General features: G+C 52.1%; 16 protein-coding genes. 6 read left to right on the plus strand and 10 right to left on the minus strand.

Going from position 1 to position 21,972, the window contains the following annotated elements; genetic code table 11:
* Position 1 precedes the first annotated feature (1 nt).
* Positions 2-844: a UTP--glucose-1-phosphate uridylyltransferase GalU gene (galU, locus tag PIGHUM_RS10895; RefSeq protein WP_124079611.1), complete on the minus strand. Its 843-nt coding sequence runs from the start codon at positions 842-844 to the stop codon at positions 2-4.
* 372 nt (positions 845-1,216) lie between these two features.
* Here galU and PIGHUM_RS10900 point away from each other — a divergent pair, with 372 nt between their 5' ends.
* The 5 genes from PIGHUM_RS10900 (at position 1,217) to PIGHUM_RS10920 (ending at position 7,841) form a co-directional block, all read left to right on the plus strand.
* Positions 1,217-2,722: a capsule assembly Wzi family protein gene (locus PIGHUM_RS10900; RefSeq protein WP_160142238.1), complete on the plus strand. Its 1,506-nt coding sequence runs from the start codon at positions 1,217-1,219 to the stop codon at positions 2,720-2,722.
* 118 nt (positions 2,723-2,840) lie between these two features.
* The gene (locus PIGHUM_RS24420) at positions 2,841-3,266 is read left to right on the plus strand and encodes an arsenate reductase/protein-tyrosine-phosphatase family protein (protein ID WP_160142239.1); all 426 of its coding nucleotides are present in this window, start codon (positions 2,841-2,843) and stop codon (positions 3,264-3,266) included.
* Positions 3,267-3,333: 67 nt separating this feature from the next.
* Positions 3,334-4,482, plus strand: a complete 1,149-nt coding sequence (locus tag PIGHUM_RS10910) for a polysaccharide biosynthesis/export family protein (protein WP_124079614.1) — start codon at positions 3,334-3,336, stop codon at positions 4,480-4,482.
* A gap of 13 nt (positions 4,483-4,495) precedes the next feature.
* Complete coding sequence (locus PIGHUM_RS10915; RefSeq protein WP_124079615.1) at positions 4,496-6,730, plus strand: polysaccharide biosynthesis tyrosine autokinase; 2,235 nt, start codon at positions 4,496-4,498, stop codon at positions 6,728-6,730.
* Between the two features lie 25 nt (positions 6,731-6,755).
* A complete protein-coding gene (locus PIGHUM_RS10920) occupies positions 6,756-7,841 on the plus strand; it encodes an EpsG family protein (RefSeq protein WP_124079616.1) in 1,086 nt (361 codons plus the stop codon).
* Positions 7,842-7,882: 41 nt separating this feature from the next.
* Here PIGHUM_RS10920 and PIGHUM_RS10925 read toward each other — a convergent pair whose 3' ends face one another.
* From PIGHUM_RS10925 to PIGHUM_RS10940, 4 genes are all read right to left on the minus strand, one after another.
* Complete coding sequence (locus PIGHUM_RS10925; RefSeq protein WP_124079617.1) at positions 7,883-9,019, minus strand: glycosyltransferase family 4 protein; 1,137 nt, start codon at positions 9,017-9,019, stop codon at positions 7,883-7,885.
* Between the two features lie 68 nt (positions 9,020-9,087).
* Positions 9,088-9,987 (minus strand): glycosyltransferase, encoded by a 900-nt coding sequence (locus PIGHUM_RS10930; RefSeq protein ID WP_246013114.1) that lies wholly within the window; start codon positions 9,985-9,987, stop codon positions 9,088-9,090.
* A 201-nt stretch (positions 9,988-10,188) separates the two neighbouring features.
* Positions 10,189-12,168, minus strand: coding sequence for an asparagine synthase (glutamine-hydrolyzing) (asnB, locus tag PIGHUM_RS10935; protein WP_124079619.1), 1,980 nt, complete (start codon positions 12,166-12,168; stop codon positions 10,189-10,191).
* Positions 12,169-12,188: 20 nt separating this feature from the next.
* Positions 12,189-13,409 (minus strand): glycosyltransferase, encoded by a 1,221-nt coding sequence (locus PIGHUM_RS10940; RefSeq protein ID WP_124079620.1) that lies wholly within the window; start codon positions 13,407-13,409, stop codon positions 12,189-12,191.
* Positions 13,410-13,742: 333 nt separating this feature from the next.
* Between PIGHUM_RS10940 and PIGHUM_RS10945 the strand changes: the two genes are divergently transcribed.
* Positions 13,743-15,689 (plus strand): acyltransferase family protein, encoded by a 1,947-nt coding sequence (locus tag PIGHUM_RS10945; protein WP_124079621.1) that lies wholly within the window; start codon positions 13,743-13,745, stop codon positions 15,687-15,689.
* Between the two features lie 108 nt (positions 15,690-15,797).
* On the opposite strand, the gene PIGHUM_RS10950 is transcribed toward PIGHUM_RS10945, so the two are convergent.
* The 5 genes from PIGHUM_RS10950 to PIGHUM_RS10970 all read right to left on the minus strand — a co-directional run bounded on the left by PIGHUM_RS10950 (position 15,798) and on the right by PIGHUM_RS10970 (position 21,968).
* Positions 15,798-16,997, minus strand: a complete 1,200-nt coding sequence (locus PIGHUM_RS10950; RefSeq protein ID WP_124079622.1) for a glycosyltransferase — start codon at positions 16,995-16,997, stop codon at positions 15,798-15,800.
* 62 nt (positions 16,998-17,059) lie between these two features.
* Positions 17,060-18,280 carry an oligosaccharide flippase family protein gene (locus tag PIGHUM_RS10955; protein ID WP_124079623.1) on the minus strand — a complete coding sequence of 407 codons (1,221 nt, stop codon included), beginning with the start codon at positions 18,278-18,280 and terminating at the stop codon, positions 17,060-17,062.
* A gap of 200 nt (positions 18,281-18,480) precedes the next feature.
* The gene (locus PIGHUM_RS10960; RefSeq protein WP_124079624.1) at positions 18,481-19,815 is read right to left on the minus strand and encodes a UDP-glucose dehydrogenase family protein; all 1,335 of its coding nucleotides are present in this window, start codon (positions 19,813-19,815) and stop codon (positions 18,481-18,483) included.
* Positions 19,812-20,822, minus strand: a complete 1,011-nt coding sequence (locus PIGHUM_RS10965) for an NAD-dependent epimerase (RefSeq protein WP_124079625.1) — start codon at positions 20,820-20,822, stop codon at positions 19,812-19,814. Before PIGHUM_RS10965 ends, PIGHUM_RS10960 begins: the two co-directional genes overlap by 4 nt.
* 99 nt (positions 20,823-20,921) lie before the next feature.
* Positions 20,922-21,968, minus strand: a complete 1,047-nt coding sequence (locus PIGHUM_RS10970) for an NAD-dependent epimerase/dehydratase family protein (RefSeq protein WP_124079626.1) — start codon at positions 21,966-21,968, stop codon at positions 20,922-20,924.
* Positions 21,969-21,972 lie beyond the last annotated feature (4 nt).

The following is a 21,972-nucleotide window of genomic DNA, read 5'->3' on the forward strand; positions in this document are numbered from 1 at the left end:
CTCAGTTCACCTTGAAACCGTGATATTTGTGCCCCAGTGCCAGCGTTGCTTCGAACAGGCCGGCCTTGTTGCCGCAGTCGTAACGTTTTCCGTCATAACGATGCGCAAAAACCTTGCGTTGCGCTTTCATGAGGGAAGCTATTCCATCTGTGAGTTGGATTTCGCCGCCCGCGCCTTTGCCGACATTGCGAAGATGATCGAAGATTTCCCCTTCCAGTACGTAGCGGCCGACTACCGCCAGAGTTGAGGGCGCGGACGCGGGCTCAGGCTTCTCGACCATATCGAACACCTGGGCTGTCTGGTCTGTTTTGTCATGCGTATCGACAATGCCATATTTCGATGTTTCCTCACGGGCTACATCCTGAACTCCGAGCACGCTGCCGCCTTGAGCCACGGCGGTATCGATGAGTTGCTTCGTAACGGGAGTTTGTGCATCGATGAGGTCATCTGCCAGCAGGACGGCGAACGGTGCGCGTCCTACTACAGGTTCGGCGCAGAGCACCGCATGGCCAAGGCCCAGTGGCGCGGGCTGCCTTATATATATGCAGTTGACTGATGGCGGGATGATGTTGCGTACCGTCTTGAGCAGCTCGACCTTGTGCTTGGCCACCAGCTCCGCCTCGAGTTCCGGGATGGTGTCGAAGTGATCCTCGATCGCACGCTTGTTGCGGCCAGTGATGAAAATGAGGGTGGTGATCCCGGCGGCGACGGCCTCTTCCACGGCGTATTGAATCAGCGGCTTGTCGATGACTGGCAGCATCTCCTTGGGCATGGCCTTGGTCGCCGGGAGGAAGCGTGTGCCTAGTCCGGCCACAGGGAAAACCGCGATGCGTACAGGGTTCATACGGATTCTCTAAATAGAGGTGCGTGTGAGAGGGGGCTACGCAACATCTTACCGATGTTGGAGAAAGTCCGCTCTTCTGAGCGGTATAAGGGAGGTCTGGTTACCGCTAAAATATTTTGTTACAAATGGGCGCTGGCCTGGGTCATGCGTCTGCAACGTATTTGTATCGCATTTGAGTCGCCTACCGCGTTGAAGGCTGGCCGGTCGTTGGCTGAAGACACGCATTTGTTATATGTGTAAGGGGATGCGATGGCTCAGAAGCTTTCATGGTATGGTTCGGGGCGACTCGCTCAGGTAGGCGGAGGGGCCTTCTTGGCCATCGTCTTGGCAGTTGTCTTTCCCATGTTCGCACCCTGCAGGTGCCTCTCACTCATGTCGAACAAGCTTCTGAGCCGTTGTCTTGCCGCTGGTGTGCTCGCCGCGGCGATGCTGGGTATCTTGGTGCCAGCCAACGCGGTTGCCCAGGCGGCGGCAATGGTGGAGGCCGGAAACTCCGGCCTCCGGGACGATATCCAGTGGCTCGTGGATCGAGGTGTCATCGGCTACGTGTCCACTTCTACCTGGCCCATCCCCGTTTCGGTGCTGGAGGCAGCGCTGGAGACTCGCAAGAAAACAGGGCTGAACCGTGCCGATGCTCATGCCATCTTGGCGATACATCGTTATCTCGAAGATCAGAAGTCCACGCGATACGGGATCACGGCGCAGGTCAATTCGGGTTCCCTCCCTCAACTGGGGTTTGGCAGCCAAAGTCATGCTGCTGCAACGGGGGGCGCCTACTTCCAGGGCGGCAATGACTCCGTAGCCGGAAAACTGCAAGTCAGCGGACTGCTGGATCCCATGACCAGCAAGCAATCTAAGGTCAGCCTGGACGGGAGCTATGTCTCCGGGCGTTTTCTCGGTCAGGCGGTATATGTCGGGCAACTGGCCCATTACTGGGGGCCTGGTGTCGACGGAAGCATCAACTGGGGAAATGCGGCCACTTCCATTCCTGGCATAGGATTACAGCGGGCGAAGCAAACAGCTCCGGAAAGCCCGTGGCTGGCCTGGATTGGCCCATGGGGTTACAACATCTTCGCTGGCCAGATGTTGCACGATACCTCGGTGCCGGATGCCAGGGTATTCAACATGCGGGTGTTTGCCAGGCCGTTCAAGGGGCTGGAGCTCGGCGCCTCGCGCTTCATTGAGTGGGGCGGGGAAGGTCGTGACAATGGCTGGAGCGCGTTCTGGAATGCCGTCACAGGACAGTCGAACGAGTACGCCGCAGGTCGTGACCCCAGTAACGAGTTGTCTGGTGTCGACGTACGCTACACCCTGAATGTCTGGGACAATCCACTGACCCTTTATGGCCAGTTGGCCGGGGAGGACGAGTCAGGCAGGTTGCCATCGCACCACTTGGCCCAGGTCGGTGTGCAGTTCAAGCATCTGGTCGGATCGACGCGTGTGCAATGGCACGCAGAAGCGGCCGATACCATGGCTCGACGGGTGTTCGGGCTAGGCCAGGGGATGCCGGGTACGGCCTACAACCACACGACATACAAAAATGGCTTGTATCATGATGGGATGCCTATCGGACATCCTATCGGGGGCTCAGGGCGGATGTTGTCGGCGGGGGTGACCGTGGTGCCTGACGACTTTCAGTTTTTTTCCCGATATAGCTTCAGGGTCATGCAGGCCGAAGTCAACGAGGCAAATCAAGCCACCAATCAGCTTTTTCCCCATTCTGCACGCTGGTATGGAGCAGAGTTTGCGTACAGTTGGGTGATGCGGCCGGCGACCTTTAGTGCCGGGGTAATGATGCTGCGCCGAACTGCTGGTAATTTTGATAACGCCTATGGCGTTCTCTTCTCAATGAATGTGCCGCTGGGGTCTGCCAGATGACATGGTCGCTGCGGCACTGATATTTTCGTGATTTTGCTGATACGAATAAATGCATAATGATTCGAGCCGAGCTCCTCTGTTGCTGGTCATGTGTACCGGTAACGTCTGTCGGAGCCCCATGGCCGAAGCCCTCTTTGTCCATCACTTGAGTCACAGTGGACTGGAGGCTTCGGTTATTTCCCGAGGACTTGCGGCGCCTGTGGGCCGACCCCCGCATCCTCATGCGATAGAAGTGGCAAATGCTCATGGCGTGCCGCTGCCCCCGGAAAAGCGTGCAGGCGCCGTAACCAGCGCAGAAATTGCGCTGGCTGCTGCCATTTTCATAATGGACTCAGAGCACAGGCGAGAAGTCCAGCGGCGCTATCCTGTTGCCTCGGGCAAGACTTTCCTGCTTGGACAGTGGCAAAGCCTGGAAATCGCAGACCCCATCAATGAGCCGCTGCCAGCCTTCGAACTGGCTTGGCAACAATGCAATGATGGCGCCAAAGCCTGGGTGGAGCGTCTGAGCGCCGCCGGCTTGGTGTGCGCCAAGGCGACCGCTTAAAACAAGACTGTCTTTAGTTTCAATATCAGGTGATTTATTCCCTGTCGCAGCCAGGAGCTGTTTTGCCATGTTGAATTCGTTAAAACTGAGTCGTGCTGCCAACGTCGGTTCCGCTGTCGTTCTTGCCGCCTGCCTGGGAGGGTGCAGTCTTGCTCCTGGCCCCTATCTGGGAGTCTCGGCTCCTACCCTCGATGAAACGGATCGGCCTTATGTTTACGATGAGGCGGACGCAAGCCTGATCGAGGATCGTGCGGATATTTTTGCCATTACTCCTTCTGTGGTTGCCATGCAGGTACAGGAGCGCGAGAAGGAAGAAAGCGCAAATGAGGCACGGCGTCGCGCTGCAACGGTAAAGCCCATCGACGCGTATCAATATCTGGTAGGCCCTAGGGACGTATTGAGAATTACGGTCTGGAATCATCCGGAACTCAATAATCCGGCTGGTACGTCAATGGACCTTGCCGGCCGCATCGTTGATGCCGATGGCACCTTTTTCTATCCCTATGCCGGTCAGATAAAGGCCGCAGGGCGTACGGTGCAGGCGATTCGCGCGGAATTGACGAAAAAACTGTCAAAAGTCTTGGTCGAGCCGCAAGTCGATGTTTCAGTAGCTGATTATCGTAGCCAGAGAGCCTTCGTGTTGGGTCAAGTGGCCAAGCCTGGTGTCGTGCCTATAACGGATGTGCAACTCACGATCACGGATATCATCTCGCAAGCCGGAGGGCTGCAGGAATCCGCCGATTTGCGTAGAGCCACATTGCAGCGTGGGCAAGAACAGCGCCCTGTTGATTTATTTGCATTGTTCTACAGCGGCGATGTATCCCAGAACTTCCCCTTGCAAACCAACGATGTGCTGACCATACCAGAAAATCGGTACAACAAGATTTTTGTCATGGGCGACGTGCTCAAGCAGCAATCGTTGATTATGCCTCGAGGACGGATGAGTCTCGCGGAAGCGCTTTCCGATGCAGGAGGCTTCGACCTGCTGTCAGCCAAGGCGGGGAATTTGTATGTTATCCGTGAAGGTGCGAATCAACGATCGCAAATATGGCATCTCAATGCATCCAGTCCAGATGCGATGGTGCTCGCCGATCGCTTTGATTTGAAAGCACGCGACGTCGTATACGTTGATCCGGCTGCAGTTGCCAGGTTCGGTCGCGTCGTAAAGAATATCATCCCGTCCGCGTCTTTGCTGCGCGCGTCAGCCCAAAACTGATTTCGTCTCTACTATGATTGCTGCTACTCCCTCTTCCGCTGATCGCCAAGATGATGGGGCAGAAATCCGTCTGTCGGATCTGCTCGATACCCTGTTGCAACATGCCTGGCTTGTCTGCAGCTTCTTTTTTGCCGCGCTGGCAATTGGTGTGGCATATGCAATCATGGCAACTCCGATTTACTACGCGGATGCGTTGATCCAGATAGAACAAAAGAAAGCAGGTATGCTTGGAGGCGTGCAGGATATCGCGGATGCCCTCGGTGTAAGCAGCAGCCCTGTTAGTGGCGAGCTGGAAATCATCACCTCCAGGGAAGTGATTCTCAAAGCTGTACAGCAGTTGAATGCTGATATCCGAGTGCAACCGAAGCGTTTTCCATTGATAGGTGGATGGCTTGCGAGAACCTATCGCGGGTCGGAGCCCGCTCGGGCGTGGCTAGGTATGGGGTCGTACGCCTGGGGTGGCGAAACGTTACAAGTTACGGAGTTTTCTATTCCAGAGCAGTTCTATGGCGTCCCCTACACGTTGATCGCGACAGAGGCTGGCTATAGCTTGCACGGTGCTGATGGCAATGTTCTTGGGGAAGGCGTACCTGGCGCTGCGTTGAATTTTTCTGTTAATGGTCATCCGGCGCGGCTTTCCGTTGCAAAATTGGTTGCCCGTCCAGGTACGGAGTTTGCGGTTACTCGAGATTCTCCGATCACGGCATACCGGAATATTCTCGCAAGACTGACTGTGGACGAAGAGGGTAAAAAGAGCAGCGTTATCCGTGTTGGTTTCAGTCATCCAAACTTGGCTTTTGCACAAAGTCTGGTTAATGCTATTGCCAAGGCCTATCTTGTGCAAAACGTCGATCGCCGTAGCGCAGAGGCTGATCAGCGACTGAAGTTCCTGGAAGAGCAGCTTCCGGCAATCAAGCGTGATGTCGAGCGCGCCGAAGATGCTTTGAATAGTTTCCGCACTCGCACCAATACCGTCAGCGTTGAAAAATCGGCTGATGTCCTGCTCAGTCAAGCGGTCGAGATGGAAAGAAACCGTTTGCAGCTTCAACTGAAGCGGGATGAACTGCGGCAACTGTATCGGGCGGAGCATCCGGAACTTAAGGTTATAGAAACTCAGATCGCTGCGCTAAGCGAGAAAGAGCGGGGGATAAATGAACAGGTCAATAAGTTGCCGCAGGCTCAGCGCGATCTTTTACGGCTGCAGCGGAATGCTGAGGTCAGCAATCAGCTATACATTGCTGTCCTGAATAACGTGCAGCAACTGAAAGTCGCCAAGGCGGGAACGATAGGGAACGTCCGAATTATCGATTATGCGCTTCGTGATACCGCTCCAGTAGAGCCCAAAAAGAAGGCGGTGGTTGCGGCTGCTATTCTCATTGGATTGGCCTTGGGGGCGGGTGCCGCATTTGTTGCCCGGGCCTTGCGGCCGACGATCCGGGACGTTGGAGAAATAGAGCGAGCGACCGGCTTGGTTTCGTACGCGAGTGTGCCAGAAAGCTCGGTTCAGCCTAAGCTGGATTCAGCCAAGCGAGGGCAAGGCAAGATTCCGTCGGTGGTGCAGGGACGAAACCAACTGCTTGCCGTTCTGGCTCCAGATGACATCGCTGTTGAAAGCCTGCGTTCATTGAGGACTGGCCTTACGTTCGCAACTCTAGGTGCAACGAATAAAAATATCGTCATCACAGGGGCAACTGCGGGGCTAGGCAAGAGTTTTGTTTCGGCGAACTTGAGTGCGTTGCTTGCTTCAGGTGACAAACGGATTCTACTTGTTGAAACTGATCTTCGGCGTCCGAGATTGGCTGCTTACTTTGGTGAGAAATCCAGGGGTGGACTTTCCGATGTGCTGGCGGGCACTGTTCCGCTGGAGCAGGCGTTGGTGCGAGATGCAGGGGCAGTGACTGGCTTGGATGTGCTTTTCGCTGGACAAATTCCGCCAAATCCCGGCGAGTTGCTGCTTAGCGATTCGTTTGGCGCCTTGCTCGATCAGATCCAGGAAGAATATGACCACATTCTGCTGGATTCAGCTCCGGTGCTCCCGGTAGGCGATACCTTGGCAGTGGGGCGGCGCGCTTCCACGGTATTCCTGGTGGTCAGGGCGGAGCAGAGCACGAAGGGCGAAGTCAAAGATGCCATTCGGAAGTTGGAAGCGTCCGGCATCTCGGTGAAGGGCCTTATTTTCAACGGCGTTAAGAAACGCCGAGTAGGGTATGGTTCGTCATATCGCTATTACTATAGCTACGGCAAGTAATCGTGATTCGCTGAGCGATTAATCAATGCTTCCTTATTGGGTATTGTTTTTTTGTGTGGCATGGATGGCCATTACGCACATGCGTCCCGTCGCGCGTGGTTCGCAGCGAGCATTTCCAATGGAGGGGGCGTGGCTTGTTGCAATAGCGCTGTTGACATTGATGATAGGCTGGCGCCACGAAGTGGGCGGGGACTGGGTCAGCTATCTGTGGCATATCGATGCCATGGAGGGGAAGAGCTTTGGCTCCCCAGGAGCGAATGGCCGAGGGGATCCCGCCTATACTCTGCTTAACTGGCTGGGTGCAAACTGGGTAGGCGGCGTTTATTTCGTCAATTTGGTTTGTGCGGCGATTTTCTCGGTTGGGCTTGCTGTGTTTTGTCGCAGCCAACCTCGACCATGGTTGGCGCTTGCGGTGGCTGTTCCCTATTTGGTAGTTGTTGTAGCGATGGGGTATACCAGGCAAGGGGTCGCCATTGGGTTAGCCATGTTGGGAATGGCGGCCCTACAGCAGCGGGGTGTCGTTGCTTTCCTGTTCTGGATCGCAGTCGCTGGTCTCTTTCATAAAAGTGCGATTGTGTTAGTGCCTTTGGTATTATTCTCCGGCCAAAAAAATCGGCTTATGGTGATGCTGGGCGTGGTGCTGGTGTGTCTGGTGTTGTATGTGTTGCTGCTACAAGAATCTATTGATAACCTGAAATACGGATATGTTGATAAGGAGTATGATTCCTCTGGCGCCGCAATACGCGTCGCTATGAATTGCATTCCAGCAATATTGTTTTTGTTGTTTAGAAAGCGGTTTCGCTTAGACGCTAGAGCGCAAACATTTTGGACATGGATGTCTGTCAGCGGGGTGATGTTTGTTCCGTTGCTTATGGTGTCTTCGTCCTCGACAGCAGTCGATCGTGTCGCTCTCTATTGGATTCCGCTGCAACTATTTGTCTTGTCTCGTTTGCCAGATGTTTTCGGTCGATTCGCAGCAAAAAACCAACTGGTAGTTTTTTCCTTGCTGGGATATAGCGCATCTATATTGGCTGTATGGTTGTTTTTTGCTAGCCATGCATTTGCCTGGTTGCCTTACCAGTTTTATCCATGGGTCTTTCTTTGGCAGTGAAGCTAGCAGGCTTAGGTTGGCTCTAAGGCGGGTCACAGCTTTCAGCGGACTGGGGTAAATTCCTGATACACGGCCAAGGTCTGTTTGATGATGATTTTTTCGTCAAACTCGTCTAGTGCGGTTTGTCGTGCTGCTGTGCCTATTGCGTGCCTAAGCGCGACATCGTCGTGTAGTTCGGCAATGGCTTGGGCAAGAGCTTGTCCGTTTTTTGCCGGGACCAAAAGGCCGTTTTTGCGATGCTGCACTACTTCTCGGCATCCAGGAACATCCGTTGTGATAAGCGCCAGTCCGCAAGCACCTGCTTCGATGAGTCCTTTCGGCAAACCTTCCCTGTAGCTAGGCAGAGCGACCACATCAACAGAATGAAATAACTCGGGCATATCATCCACATGTCCCAACCATTGGAGCAAACCGTCCTTCTCCCATTGTCGAACGGTTGTTTCAGGTACAGCGGCGGGGTTGCCCGGGTCAGGAGTGCCTGCAATGAGAAATTCGATTTCTCTCCCACTCTGAAGCAATTCTTTTGCGGCCTCTATAAATTCCGCAAGCCCCTTGTCCCATAATAACCGCGCGGGGAGCAGCACACGCATCGTACGAACACTCCTCGCTGGTTTGCTGAGAGGCGGGGAAAATTTCTGGCAATCGACGCCCGACCCCGGTATCAGGCGAATGTTGGCCGGCTTTGCCAATTTTGCCTGTTCAAACAGGTGCACATCGTCTGGATTTTGAAGAATGAGGCGAGTGCGTTTGCCGCCGAGAGCCACAAACATCAATATGCGGACGATGGGACGTAACGTGCGGGCTTTGAAATTTTCGCTGGTAAATACATATCCCATGCCGGCGACTGCATTGACTCGCGCTTGAGAGCGTGAGAAACGGCTGGCAAGCGACCCATATACGGCACATTTGATTGTGAAGTTATGGATCAAGTCGATTTTTTCGCAGGAAAGTAATCTTCGTAGCCATAGGATCAGTCGTAGCTCACGAACCGGATTAAGGCTGCGTCGATTCATTGGCGCAGGTATCCACCGGAAGCCAAGTTCGCGGAGCTTTTCTCCATAGGGGCCTTCTGGCGACACTAAGATTACATTGTGTCCTTCTTCCCGAAGGGCAATTGCTAGAGAACGACGAAAATTATAAAGATACCAGTCGGTATTTGCGAATAATAGGATTTTCAAAATTATTCCGTTGATCGCGAAAGTGATATCAATGGTGTGAAAATTCTCTTGGATAAAAGCCGAGATAGTTATACCAACTTTGCCAATGATTGGACGAGTCTGGGGCCGGTAACCTGAATGCAGTATTCATTCTCAACTATTTGTCTACCTTCGGCCCCCATTTCTTTGCGCAATTCTGGGTTTTCGAGCAAGGTGGAAAGAGCGCGGTTCCAGTCCTCATCGGTTGCTGCTAGAAAACCGTTCCTGCCTTGCTCGACGATCTTGCCATTTACCCCGACTGGAGATGCAATGACGGGAATTCCGCAGGCCATGTATTGAATCAACTTATAGCCGCATTTGCCACGCTCGAATGGCCCATCGACCAGTGGCATGATTCCCACATCCAGGCTGCTAATTGAAGCAACTTCGGTGCTCTCTGACCATGGAATGGAATGCATCGGTAAATCGAATGCTTTGGTATCAATACCAATGGCAGAGAATCGGCCCTTGCCTTGTGCTTCCAGCTCGGAAAATAAAGGGGCCAGCGGACGCAAAAAATGGGCAGTTGAACGTTGGCCTATCCATCCGACATGAGGGAGTGTGACTGTCGTTCCCGCTTTGCTTTTTGGAACGGGATAGCGTTCGAGATCGATAGCGGTGGGTATGACCACCACGTTGTGTGCACCGGCTTGCCGAGCATAGGTGTTCAGGTACTCGTTGCCAGCTATAACCAGTGAAGCGTTGCGAATAAGATCAGTATGCTTTTGGCCAAGAATGCGCCGCACCAAACCTTTTGAGTGCTGGTCGTAGTAATGGAATACTGCATCATCATAATCTAGGACGTATGGCGTGCCATTTTTGAGAAGCGAGAGTTCTACCCAGGCAGGTATCCAGGGTAAGCATTCCTTCTCTATCCAAATCAGATCGAACTTGCGGCTGCGCATAATAGCCATAATTCGATGATAATAACTTTTCCAAATATGGCTCAAGCTTCGGTGGCCACTTTGAAGATTGTTGACATAGTCATCTGAAAATAGTGGAATACTCGTTACGTCCCAGCCTGTTCGTTCGAAGAGAGGGAAATACTGATGCGAGCGAAGTCTGCTGCTGGCTCCTAGGCGAGTGTATCGAGAAAGCGCTAGCAATCTCATTCCAAACCTCTCAGAGTATGATGGTCTATTTTCAACGAACTAGGCTTCATGCTGGCGCCAACTCTGCAGCATCAATATCATCCAAAGGCGAGGTGTCCAATCCCGATTTCCGGAAAGGTGCTCGGCCCAGGCTTTGCGGATAGGCGCGGGATTTAGCAATTCGTCATTTGCCAACGCCGCTGGTGTGAGAAGATCTTCTGCCCACGATCTTAGGGGGCCGCGTAGCCAAGTTCCGACCGGAATGCCGAATCCTGCTTTCGGACGTTCGATGAGTTCACGAGGAACGTGTTTATATAGAATGTTGCGCAATGGCAGTTTGCCGATGTTGCCCTGAATCTTCATTCTCATGGGGATCCGGGCGGAAAGCGCAACTACGCGAGGGTCAAGAAAGGGGACTCTTGTTTCCAGGCTCACTCCCATCGCGGCACGGTCAACTTTACACAATATGTCATCTGGCAGATAGCTGCGAATGTCCTGTGCCATCATGCGAGCAAGCGGATGCATACCGCCGGGGAGCGGATCAGACAGCATGGAGGGCGGTTCACCTGCGAAGTGAGGAATTAATGCTTTTGGTTGTTCCCACTCGGAGACCAAACTCTTGTACAGGTCATCGATGGTTCTGACGTGCATAAACCGGGAAGCAAGTTTATGCACCTTGTCGCCAGGGCGAGAAATGGATATAACGCCTGCTTTCCCCATTAATTCAGCCGAGTGGTTCCAAGCGTCAACAGAAGGGAAAGAAAGAGCCCTCCCCAGAGCTTGTCGCAGGGGGAACGGAATCCAATCAAAACGGCGCCATACCTTCCTATGCCAAAAATACCTGTTGTAGCCGCCGAATAGTTCGTCGCCTCCGTCACCCGAAAGTGCAACTGTGACCCGGGTACGGGCAGCGCGACAGACCAGATGAGTCGGAATTTGTGATGAGTCACCAAATGGCTCATCGTAGAACTCAGGCAAGGAAGGAATTACTTCGCGTGCCTCGGCATCAGTAACCAGTATCTCTGTGTGTTCAGTTCCTAGATGGCGCGCGACCGCTGCAGCATAAGGAGCTTCATTGAATCGAGAGTCATCAAATCCGATAGTAAACGTCTTGATGGGTTGAGAGGCCCGCTTTTGCATTAAGGCCACTATCAGCGAACTGTCTATGCCGCCTGAAAGAAACGCGCCTAATGGAACGTCTGAAATCATCTGTTGCACGATGGCATTTTCGAGTGTTTCGCTTAGTTCAAAGGCAGCATCATCTTCATTCAGGATAGGCGCCTGCAGGCCGGACTCTATCGTGTGATTCAAGGACCAATATTGCCGAATTCGTAGTGGACCCAGATGTTCGCCTGGCCTCAAGGGCCGGTCGGGACGAGAAAAAGACAGTGAATCTACTTCAAGAATGCTGCCAGGCTCGAGCTTATAAATGTTGGGATGTATGCTTCGCGGACTAGGAATGTAGCCAAACCTCATATACTGGGCCAACGCTTCGCGGCAAACCTGTCTCGGAAAATCCGGGTGCTTTCTTAGTGCTTTCAATTCTGAAGCAAAGACCAAAGCTCGTCCTGCAAACCCCCAATAGAGAGGCTTTTCGCCCATCCGGTCTCGGGCGAGAATGAGATTTTTTCTCTGAGTATCCCAAACCGCAATTGCAAACATACCGTGGGCGCGCTGCAAAGTCTCGTCTATGCCCCAATGCGCTATGCAAGCCAGTAATGTTTCTGTATCGGAGTGCCCACGCCATTTCGGCTCGGCAGCCGATTTCTCTATTATTGACCGGAGTTCCAGGTGATTGTAAATTTCCCCGTTGAACGCAATGACGAAACGACCATCCTGTGAAATCATGGGCTGAGCCCCGGCTTCGGACAGCTCGATAATCGCGAGCCGCCGATGCCCCAGCGCAATGCCATCATTCAACCAATGCCCCTCTGCATCTGGGCCACGGCGGTGCAGCGATGCAGTCATCGCGCGAATGCGTTCCCCAGATGCGTCGTTGGAAAGCGGCGTAGGGTCGAGAAAACCTGCCAATCCACACATGAATTATTGTTCCTTGGTTTCTACGTATTGCTAGGAGGAACGGATCCTCGGTTGCCAAGAATTACCGTGTAAAGAGCACGATATGAGTCCGTACCAGCCTTTAAGGAAAATATATCTTCTGCGGCATTACGGCAGCGAGTCGCCAGATCTGGTTCGGACAGTAATAATTGGAGTTCATCCCATGCATTCGCCATTTCCTCTGGCTTGCGGATGACCACGCCAACTCTGTAGTCCTTTATAATTTTTGCGACATCGCCGACCCCGTCGTTCGCGACCACGGGAATGCCGCAGCCTAGAATCTCGCCCATGCGCGTAGGGCTGCTCCCTAGCTTACTGAGTCCCTGCGTAAAAAACATTACGGAGGCTATCTGTCTTCTCAGTATGTTCTGCACCTGGTCAGGGAAGGATGATTCTATAGTGACGCGTTTTTGTAACTCAGGCCCGAGCGCTGCTCTTACTTTTTCTGGATCATCCAGTGTAGTCAGTTCGAACGAGAGTTCAGGATCCTTGTTGCTGGCCAGATTAAAGAAAGAAGCCAGCCAATCGATGCGAAACCAACCGCTGAGCACTGTACCCAGGCAGCCGAATGTGCGATTTTCTGGCGTCTCATCTGCGGGAGTAAACCGATCAAGATCTGCGCAGGTGGGTATGACAGAGAACCGTTGTCCTCGCGTCTTCGGATATATTTCCTTAAGGTGCTCAACCGCAGAGTGTGTTAGTGATACAACTGCTGCAGCTTTCTCCAAACAAGCTCGCTCTGCGCGCTTTATGAACCAATGCATAATGGAATTACGCTTCAACCTGCCTGCAGCAATCAACTCTTCCGGCCATAAGGCCCGCATGTCAAATATAAATGGTACGCCTAAGGTTTTTTTTACGAAAAGAGCTACAGCTGCGGGTATGTAAGACCTGGCGTGTATCAGTTTTATTTTTTTTTGTTTTACCGAACCAGCGACGAGTCGCGCCATCCGGATCATGTCGATCGTAGGTGCAATAATACGAGGGCGAAATCGGAAACGCTGGGGAAGCCAATGAATTCCGTATGACTCACATTCCCGTCTGGCCGCCTCCATGCGACTGGTGTCGGCCCAATCGCGATCCTTTTCGTAAGTGATCAAGGTCACTTGATAGTCACGTGAAAGACCACGCAGATAAGCCATGACCTGGCTTTGCCCCAGGGGTTCGAGCAATCCGGTGCGGGTAAGATAAAGCGTAGGAATGAGAGAGTTTGTTAGCGCCATTGATAGTTAGCCGTCAGGAAAGATGAGGCTGGCCCATTTGATCTGGCCGATTTTTGTATGTAACGATTGGTAATGATGGATGCCTGTGTGCCAAACTGCTTGGTGTGGATTATAAAGGAGTGAGAGAAGGATCGCACCTTGGCAAGGCTACCGCCGGTAACAAAAATGGAGTAAAGTCACAAAAAATAGCTTGTTATATTCCAGCTTTAATTTTTCTGTCATGGTTCCAGGGCCTCAGATTTTTGAGCCTGCTTTGCTGATTTGTCGAGCTCGTGTGGCATTTACCACCCCCTTTGTTTGAAAACTTAAGCGCCGGTCCTCTGGGAGTGCGAGTTGCGTTATAGATTGGAAATTGATGGCCTTCGTGCCATAGCCGTCTTACCAGTGATTTTTTTTCATGCGGGTGTTACCGGGTTCGGTGGCGGCTTCGTGGGGGTGGACGTTTTTTTTGTAATCAGCGGGTATCTGATAACAGGAATTATTATCGAAGACTTGTGCAAGGAGAGATTTTCTCTTGTGCACTTCTATGAGAGAAGATCTCGCCGTATTCTGCCTGCATTGTTCGTAGTCTTGTTTGTGTGCCTGCCTTTTGCATGGCTTTGGTTGCCGCCGGACAATTTAAGGAACTTTGCCCGTAGTGTAGTTGCGGTGGCGGTATTTGCATCAAATATATTTTTTTGGCGCAGTAGTGGAACCTACTTTTCCACCAGCTCTGAATTGCTGCCGCTCCTTCATACCTGGAGTCTCGCCGTTGAAGAGCAGTACTATCTATTTTTCCCGGTCTTTATGTTTTTGCTTCGGAAGAAGGAAAAGAAAAATCTGTTGCTGATCATCGGTCTTATCGCTTTTGCCAGCTTTTGCTTGGCTTTATATGCCGTTCGAAAAGACTCTTCATTTGCGTTTTATATGCTGCCGTCGCGTTCCTGGGAACTTCTGTTAGGTGCGCTTTTGGCGATTGCCCTTCCAGTTTTTAAAACCGCTAGGGGTGGTTTAGGGTGGAGGTTAAAACTGGAGCAGTTCGGTAGTTTATTGGGCTTGGTTCTCATTTTTGGTTCGGTAGCTTTTCTTAGCGGAGAATCTCCATTTCCGGGCGTGTCGGCATTGATTCCGACAATTGGGGCTGTTCTGGTGATAGCTTGCGCTCACCAAGAGACAATGGCTGGTAAGTTTTTATCGTTCAAACCTATCGTCGGGATTGGGTTGATCAGTTATAGCGCATATCTATGGCACCAGCCTATTCTTGTTTTTTCCAGATTTCGATTTGGTGTAGAGCGTACAGCCGAACTGGCGTTTTTTTTGGTTTCGTTATCATTGGTCCTTGCCTATGTAAGCTGGCGATTTGTTGAACAACCCTTCCGTAAAAAAGAGCGAATTGGTCGAAGAGCTGTTTTCACCGTTGGAGCCGTAGGCTTGGTCGCTGCCTTTGGAGTGGGAATGGCGGGGTATGTACTGAAAGGATTTCCGGAAAGACTACCCGCTTGGGCCGTTGATGAAAGATTGGACATGCCTACGAAAGATAATGGCTGGTGCTTCAACGATGCATTTTCATCGCACTTTTCCGTTGATGCGGCCGGAGTCGAGTGCTGGCTGGGAATGGCAGGATCGGAGAAAAAGGCTCTTTTGTTTGGTGACTCCTACGCCGCTCAATATGATCCTCTTTGGGATGAAGTGGGTCAGACTTTGAGGTTCCAGGTGCATTCCGTTACTACTAACTGGTGTTATCCGAGTTTGCAGGATGGGTACACTGCATCGAAAATGCAGCGCTCCTACCAGCAGTGTATGTATGACAGAACGTTTTTTTCCCAGAATGTCCAAAATTATGACTTCGTGGTGTTGGGAGGGGATTGGCAAGCTGTTTCACGAGAAGGGCACATGGAAGAGGTTCGCAATGCAATCGCATATGCTGCATCGAAAGCGAAGCTTGTTGTTATCATGCCCTCTCCAAAGAGATTTGATGAAAATATAATGTTCTTATATAAAAAGAGTGCTCTTCAAGGTGTATCTTTCAATATTGAAAATATATCCACCAACTCTGACCGCCTCGTTGAAGAAGCTAATGCTTTGGTTGAGAATGAAGCGAAGAAGTACAGCAATGTTATTTTCTTGAAACGAGATACGCTGTTTTCGGCAGGCGCGACCTCCAATCTTACCCGCGCCGGCGTACCGTATAGTTATGACGGAAGACACATAAACGTGTTTGGGGCGAAGCAGGCCGCGCGGGAGTTTATGTCGACAGGAGAAGGGTCAACTTTTCAAGCTGCGCTTGATGCGTCTAAGTGAATTTCCGGGAACTCACCCCTAACTCGGGTGGACTGCTTCGACAGAAGAAGTCGAGAATTTTGTTATCGGCTTTGTCTGTCAAATGAAGCGCTGTCGCGGTGTTTATGCTTAGGCTAAGCCGAAGAGTTGCATCAATTTACGGCCGACTTGGGAGAAATCTCGTTGCCTGGCGAATTCGATGCGTTCGGCCTTAAGAGGGAAGTCGGTTGATTCCGCCAAAGCTTTTTCAACCCCGATAATCATTTCTTCCGCAGTCCTGTATGTGTAGAGCAAGTGCTGGTACTCCGAAACACCGGGGACGTCGGCAGCAACTACCGGCTTTCCTTGCGCAAAGTAGTTTAGCGTCTTGAATGGTTCGTTGTCGACGGTTAACGCATAGGGCATTATGCAGACGTCAAAGCTCGAGATGTAGCCGGGAAGTTCCTGGTAGGGTTTGGCACCCAGAAATTTTACGTTCGGAAGCGAGGCAATTTGCTGAATGCGTTCTGACGCTCCAACAGAAAGAGCGTTTCGATTGACGGGGCCGATAAAAACAAATTCCCAGTCCGGTTTTTGCGTTGCAACAGTTCGGATGACATCAAAATTGACATAGGTGTCGTGAATTGACCCTGTGTAGCCGATGACGTTTTTTTTGTTTTTGGACTCTATCGGCTGCTGCGGAGAAACCTTGGCGGCATTGATAAAGTCCACGCCGTGAGGCACTACCTCAATGTCTTGCCTCCCAAAGGAATTGATCAGTCTGTCCTTGTGGCGTTGACTTGTTGTAAGTACAGCGTCTGCTGTGCGTATCAGTGATGATTCGGGCCACCAAGGATCGTTCTTGTGACTGGATATGATGTCGATCGCATAGTAGAGCACTCGTTCTACTGAGCCCAGTTCTCGAATGAGTGGCTCGCTGCGATAATCGAAAGTGAGAACATATGTCGGGCCGCCACCGAGTTTGCGGCGGAGGCGGGATGTTTGAGCTTTCATGAGACCGCGCGATAGGGCGCGGTACCAACCCGGACCGCTGTAATAGCCAGGGGGGCTTGTCATTGTAACAACATTGACTTTGCTCTCCATCCGGAAGCGGGGGCCATTGAAGAAATCTTTTAGTTTTGCTCCCCTGCCGCGCAAAAATGCTCCGCGATATGGTTCTACAAAGTAGACATTCCCGTGTTCGGCGAGGGCCGCAGCAATCCAGTGCTTGCTGACCCACATATCAGTCCAACCCTGGATTGAGTAAATAAGAAAATTAGGTAGTCTCTTGTCCGATCGGATAGATTCGTTTTTATTAAATACCTGGCTATTGGTGTCGAGCGCGGTCATTTAAAAATTTTTCCTTTTCTGCTAAAGAGCCAGGTCGCGAGCGGCAGGCGTCTGGTATGTGCCTAGAATGCGGTGGTCGAAAGGTGCAGCCTGCGTTTCACGGCAACTGCAGTTAGAACGGCTGCCAGGGCTGTTGAAAGAGTTGTGGCGGCGGCCGCCCCTTCTACCCCATATAGCGGGATTAGAATTACGCAACTGAGCACTTTTACTACTAAACTACTGATGTTTGCCCAGAGGAGGATTTTTTCTTCTCCCCCCATGGCTAGCATGACTTCAGAAGCGCCTACGTATGCGGTGATAAGTTTTCCAATCAGGATAATGGCGAGCGGAGTTGCGGCGAGGGCGAATTGTTGGCCGAAGACAAGGCCTAGCAGCGGTTTGCCAAATGGAATCAGTATAAGGGTTGCCAGGGCAACTAAGCCAAATCCCAGGCGCGATGCTTCTTTGACGATTTTTTGAAGTGCGTCATGCTGGCCGGTCGCATGAAGGCCCGCGGCGTGTGCTTGCAGGACCACTTGTCCAACAGTCATCCCAAACATGGCTATTTGGGCTATGGAAACTGCTATGCGATATCGGCCGATTTCGGCATCTTGTACGGATATGGCCAGTAATATTAGGTCGGTATTTGTGCTGATCAGTTGGATAGCCACGACGAGTGTCAGTGGAATTAGCGCGGATTGCCAGTTTTTCTTATTGAGCGCTATTCTGAATTTATGGAGATTCGGACTGTAATGCCGGATTGCAGTAAGACCAATTATGATTGTTAGTGCAGCTACCACAGTGTGCATTTGCATGGTATTTACTGCATCGATCGGTCGTCCGAGAAGAATCCAGAGTAGTACGGCTAGCGAAAGTAGCACGGGACGTACGACTTGATTAGGTAAGACACCCCAGAGAATTTTCCTCAAGCCGGTAAGTACACCACTCGATACCGTCGCGATGGCCAAAAGGATGATGAGAGGAGCTGCGGCAAGAAACGCTGATCGGCGAGCCTCGGCTAACGAGGGATAGATGTAGAGCCAAGCCAGGAAGCCACCTGCAACGAGGATGCCGGTGCATAGCATGATTCCCGCTGCCCATACCCGAATGCCGCGCATCAACGAAAATTCTTCAGTAGCGAGAGCTCGCCCGGTTTCGCGAATGACCAGATTGGGAAGGCCAAGATGCACCGCTAGCGCCAACATGGATACGACGGATAGCGCCAATGCATAGAGGCCATATTGGTCAGGCCCAAGGGCTCGAGCAAGGACTACCGAGGATAAAAGGCTGCAGGCGACCGCCATCAGCCGGCCACCACCTCCGCCTCCGAATCGGGACAGAAGTCTTCGTCCGATGGTGTGTGCTTTCGAATATCCTGTCACGTGAATATTTTGGTCAAGTTGGCCATTTATTTAGAAAAGATGCTGGGGCCCCAGCATCGTAATGCTGCCTTATACCTTTCGGGCATTTGCCGCTTCAATGTCGATGGAAGCTCCTTATGGCATCAAATTTCTCGCCCGATGCTTACATACGTCCATCCAAGGGTCTTCAACCGGTCTGGCTGGAACAAGTTTCGCCCGTCTATGATGAGCTTTGAGGGCATGCGGGTAGCAATTTCGTCAAAGTCAGGCGCTCGAAATTGTTGCCATTCCGTGCATATGACCAGAGCGTCGGCATAGTTCAGGGCACTGTACTTGTCTTCAGCCAGATGAAAGTCTTGGCGCATACCGTAGATGCGTCGGGCTTCGTTCATGGCTACCGGATCGAATGCTTGAACTTTTGCGCCTGCTTCCCATAGAGCTTCGATCAGTACTCTGCTGGGAGCCTCACGCATGTCGTCAGTGTTTGGTTTGAATGCCAGGCCCCACACGGCAATGGTTTTTCCGGCGAGGGAGTCAGGCGCATCTCCGAAGTGCTTGGCAAGCTTCGAAAAAAGAATGGTTTTTTGGCGGTTATTGACTGCTTCTACTGCCTTCAGCAATTGTGCGTCATAGCCAATTTGAGCCGCCGTCCGCTCCAGAGCTTGAACATCCTTAGGAAAGCAACTGCCGCCATAACCGCAACCCGGATAGTTGAAATGGAACCCGATGCGGGGATCCGAACTGATTCCCTTGCGAACTTCCTCGATGTCCGCGCCTAACCGCTCTGCTAGGTTCGCGAGCTCGTTCATGAAGCTAATTTTGGTTGCTAACATAGCGTTTGCAGCATATTTGGTAAGTTCTGCGCTGCGCACGTCCATGAATTGTGTTCGTTCGTGGTTACGATTGAATGGCTCGTACAGTTCTTTCATCAGCGCTTGTGCCCGGGGCGAGCCGGTGCCCACGATGATTCGGTCTGGTTTAAGAAAATCGGCGATTGCCGCTCCTTCTTTGAGAAATTCCGGGTTGGAAACGATGTCAAAATAAATTTTCGCGTTACGGTTTTCCAGAATTTGTTCAACCGCCTTCTGAACTTTATCCGCGGTGCCGACGGGAACGGTGGATTTGTTAATGATTACTTTGTATCGATCCATGTGGCGAGCTATGGATTCGGCAACCGCAATAACGTATTTGAGGTCTGCCGAGCCATCTTCATCCGGAGGAGTTCCTACTGCAATGAACTGTATGTCGGCGTGCTGTACCGCATGTTCAACATCTGAACTGAAGCTAAGGCGACCCTCTTCTACGTTTCGAGCGACCAGCGTGTCAAGCCCCGGCTCCCAGATCGGGAGTTCACCTTGATTGAGACGGTCGATTTTTTGAGCGTCAACATCCATGCACAAGACATTGTGCCCGACGTCCGCAAGGCAAGCCCCAGAGACAAGTCCTACGTAGCCCGTGCCAAATATGGAAATTTTCATAATATGTTGTAATACTGCCGATACCATTCAACAAAACGACGAACACCTTCTTTTACCGGGGTGTTCGGCTTGAATCCCACCCATTTGTCGAGCTCGGATGTATCCGCGGCTGTAGCGGGTACATCGCCAGGCTGCATTGGAAGATAGTTCTTCTTCGCCTCTATCCCTATCGCCTCCTCTAGCGCATGGACATAGTCCATTAGAGGCGTTGGTTGCATGTTACCTATATTAAAGACACGATATGGGGCGTTACTGATTGCAGGATCGGGATGGCTCGGGTCGAACTCGGGAGCTCGTTCTGCAGGTTTGTCGATGACCCGAATGACTCCTTCGACAATGTCGTCGATGTAAGTAAAGTCGCGTGTCATCAGACCGTTGTTGAATATGTCGATCGGACGGCCTTCCAGTATTGCCCGGGTAAAAATAAAGAGCGCCATATCCGGTCGCCCCCACGGTCCATAGACCGTGAAAAAGCGTAATCCGCTTGTTGGTATCTGGAAAAGATGGCTGTATGTGTGGGCCATCAGTTCATTGGCTTTCTTCGTCGCCGCATACAGACTCACGGGATGGTCTATGTTCTGGTGTTCAGAAAACGGAAGAGCCGTATTCCCCCCGTATACGCTCGAGCTGCTCGCATATGCCAAATGCTCAACGTTCTGCGCGCGGCATCCCTCAAGAATGTTGAGGAAACCTTGAAGATTTGCGTCGATGTAGGCGTAGGGGTTTTGAAGTGAATAGCGCACTCCCGCCTGAGCCGCCAAATGGATGACCCGTTCAGGCTTTTCTTTCGAAAACGCCCCAGACATGCCCTCTCTGTCCTCTACATTCAACTTGAGAAAAGAGAATCCAGGGTGAGGGAGAAGGCGGGATAAGCGACTTTCTTTTAATGCGACTTCATAATAGTCGTTTAGATTGTCAACACCGATTACTTCATCTCCGCGATCAAGTAATCGCAGCGCCGTATGCATGCCGATGAATCCGGCTGCCCCTGTTAAAAGAATTTTCATTTTCCAGAGCCGAGGGAAAGTTGGAGCGAATCCGAGCCTTGCTTGGGGTTCGCCAAGCGTGGCTTCTACCTGAAGGGGGATGAAATCGCATCTAGGGCATTACGCAGCTGATGGCTTGGCGGTGATACTCAGGAATTTAATGTACCAAGGCATTGCGGCATGAATACCGGATATGATGTCGTGGGTAGGGGCGTAGTGGAGCAAGTGGGCCGCTTTGCCGATATCGGCCTGCGAATGGCGCACGTCTCCAGCGCGGAAGTCTCGATAAATTGGTTTGGCTGTGTAACCAATACCATTGGCGCCGAGGGCTTCCCGTAGAGCCCCAAAAAGCTGGTTTAACGAAGTGCGCCCACCTACTGCGACGTTGTAAACTTGGTTGGTTGCTTCCGCGGTTGCCGTGGCAGCCAGCAGGTTGGCTTGTACGGCATTTGAAATAAAGCAGAAATCGCGGCTGGTCTCGCCATCTCCATTGATATGAAGCGCATCTCCTTTGATCATTGCCGCGGTCCATTTGGGTATAACCGCGGCATAGGCGCCGTCCGGATCCTGACGCGGTCCGAATACGTTGAAATACCGCAGCCCGACAGCCTTGAACCCATAGCAGCGCGCGAACACGTCCGCATAAAGTTCGTTCACGTACTTCGTGACCGCATAGGGTGAGAGAGGCTTGCCTATGGTGTCCTCCACCTTGGGCAGGCCGGGATGGTCGCCATAGGTCGAACTGCTGGCCGCATACGTGAAGCTTTTCACTTCGGCATCGCGCGCTGCGACCAGCATGTTCAAGAAGCCGTCGATATTGGTCGCGTTCGTGGCAATGGGATCGGCCAGACTGCGAGGCACCGAGCCCAACGCAGCCTGGTGCAGAATGTATTCGACGCCTGTGCATGCTTGGCGGCAATCGTCGAGATTGCGGATGTCGCCGCGGATGAAGCGGAAGCGGGCCCATTGTTCGACGCTTACCAGCGTCTGGACTTCATCCAGGTTGCGCTGGTGTCCTGTCGCAAAATTGTCCAGCCCTATCACCTGCTGGTCCAGCTTGAGCAGGGTTTCCAGCAAATTGCTGCCTATAAAGCCCGCCACGCCAGTAATGAGCCACGTGGCGGGTTGAGCGCGCAGGGTACTTTGAAGTTCGGTATAAGTCGTCATGGAG

Origin of the sequence: Pigmentiphaga humi, from assembly GCF_900606115.1 — a bacterium.
GTDB classification, from domain to species: Bacteria; Pseudomonadota; Gammaproteobacteria; order Burkholderiales; family Burkholderiaceae_B; genus Pigmentiphaga; species Pigmentiphaga humi.

Excerpts from the sequence above, each read along its gene's own strand:
- galU (WP_124079611.1), bottom strand. The coding sequence starts at position 844 with ATGAACCCTGTACGCATCGCGGTTTTCCCTGTGGCCGGACTAGGCACA.
- PIGHUM_RS10900 (WP_160142238.1), top strand. The coding sequence starts at position 1,217 with ATGTCGAACAAGCTTCTGAGCCGTTGTCTTGCCGCTGGTGTGCTCGCC.
- PIGHUM_RS24420 (WP_160142239.1), top strand. The coding sequence starts at position 2,841 with ATGGCCGAAGCCCTCTTTGTCCATCACTTGAGTCACAGTGGACTGGAG.
- PIGHUM_RS10910 (WP_124079614.1), top strand. The coding sequence starts at position 3,334 with ATGTTGAATTCGTTAAAACTGAGTCGTGCTGCCAACGTCGGTTCCGCT.
- PIGHUM_RS10915 (WP_124079615.1), top strand. The coding sequence starts at position 4,496 with ATGATTGCTGCTACTCCCTCTTCCGCTGATCGCCAAGATGATGGGGCA.
- PIGHUM_RS10920 (WP_124079616.1), top strand. The coding sequence starts at position 6,756 with ATGCTTCCTTATTGGGTATTGTTTTTTTGTGTGGCATGGATGGCCATT.
- asnB (WP_124079619.1), bottom strand. The coding sequence starts at position 12,168 with ATGTGTGGATTGGCAGGTTTTCTCGACCCTACGCCGCTTTCCAACGAC.
- PIGHUM_RS10940 (WP_124079620.1), bottom strand. The coding sequence starts at position 13,409 with ATGGCGCTAACAAACTCTCTCATTCCTACGCTTTATCTTACCCGCACC.
- PIGHUM_RS10950 (WP_124079622.1), bottom strand. The coding sequence starts at position 16,997 with ATGACCGCGCTCGACACCAATAGCCAGGTATTTAATAAAAACGAATCT.
- PIGHUM_RS10955 (WP_124079623.1), bottom strand. The coding sequence starts at position 18,280 with ATGGCGGTCGCCTGCAGCCTTTTATCCTCGGTAGTCCTTGCTCGAGCC.
- PIGHUM_RS10960 (WP_124079624.1), bottom strand. The coding sequence starts at position 19,815 with ATGAAAATTTCCATATTTGGCACGGGCTACGTAGGACTTGTCTCTGGG.
- PIGHUM_RS10965 (WP_124079625.1), bottom strand. The coding sequence starts at position 20,822 with ATGAAAATTCTTTTAACAGGGGCAGCCGGATTCATCGGCATGCATACG.
- PIGHUM_RS10970 (WP_124079626.1), bottom strand. The coding sequence starts at position 21,968 with ATGACGACTTATACCGAACTTCAAAGTACCCTGCGCGCTCAACCCGCC.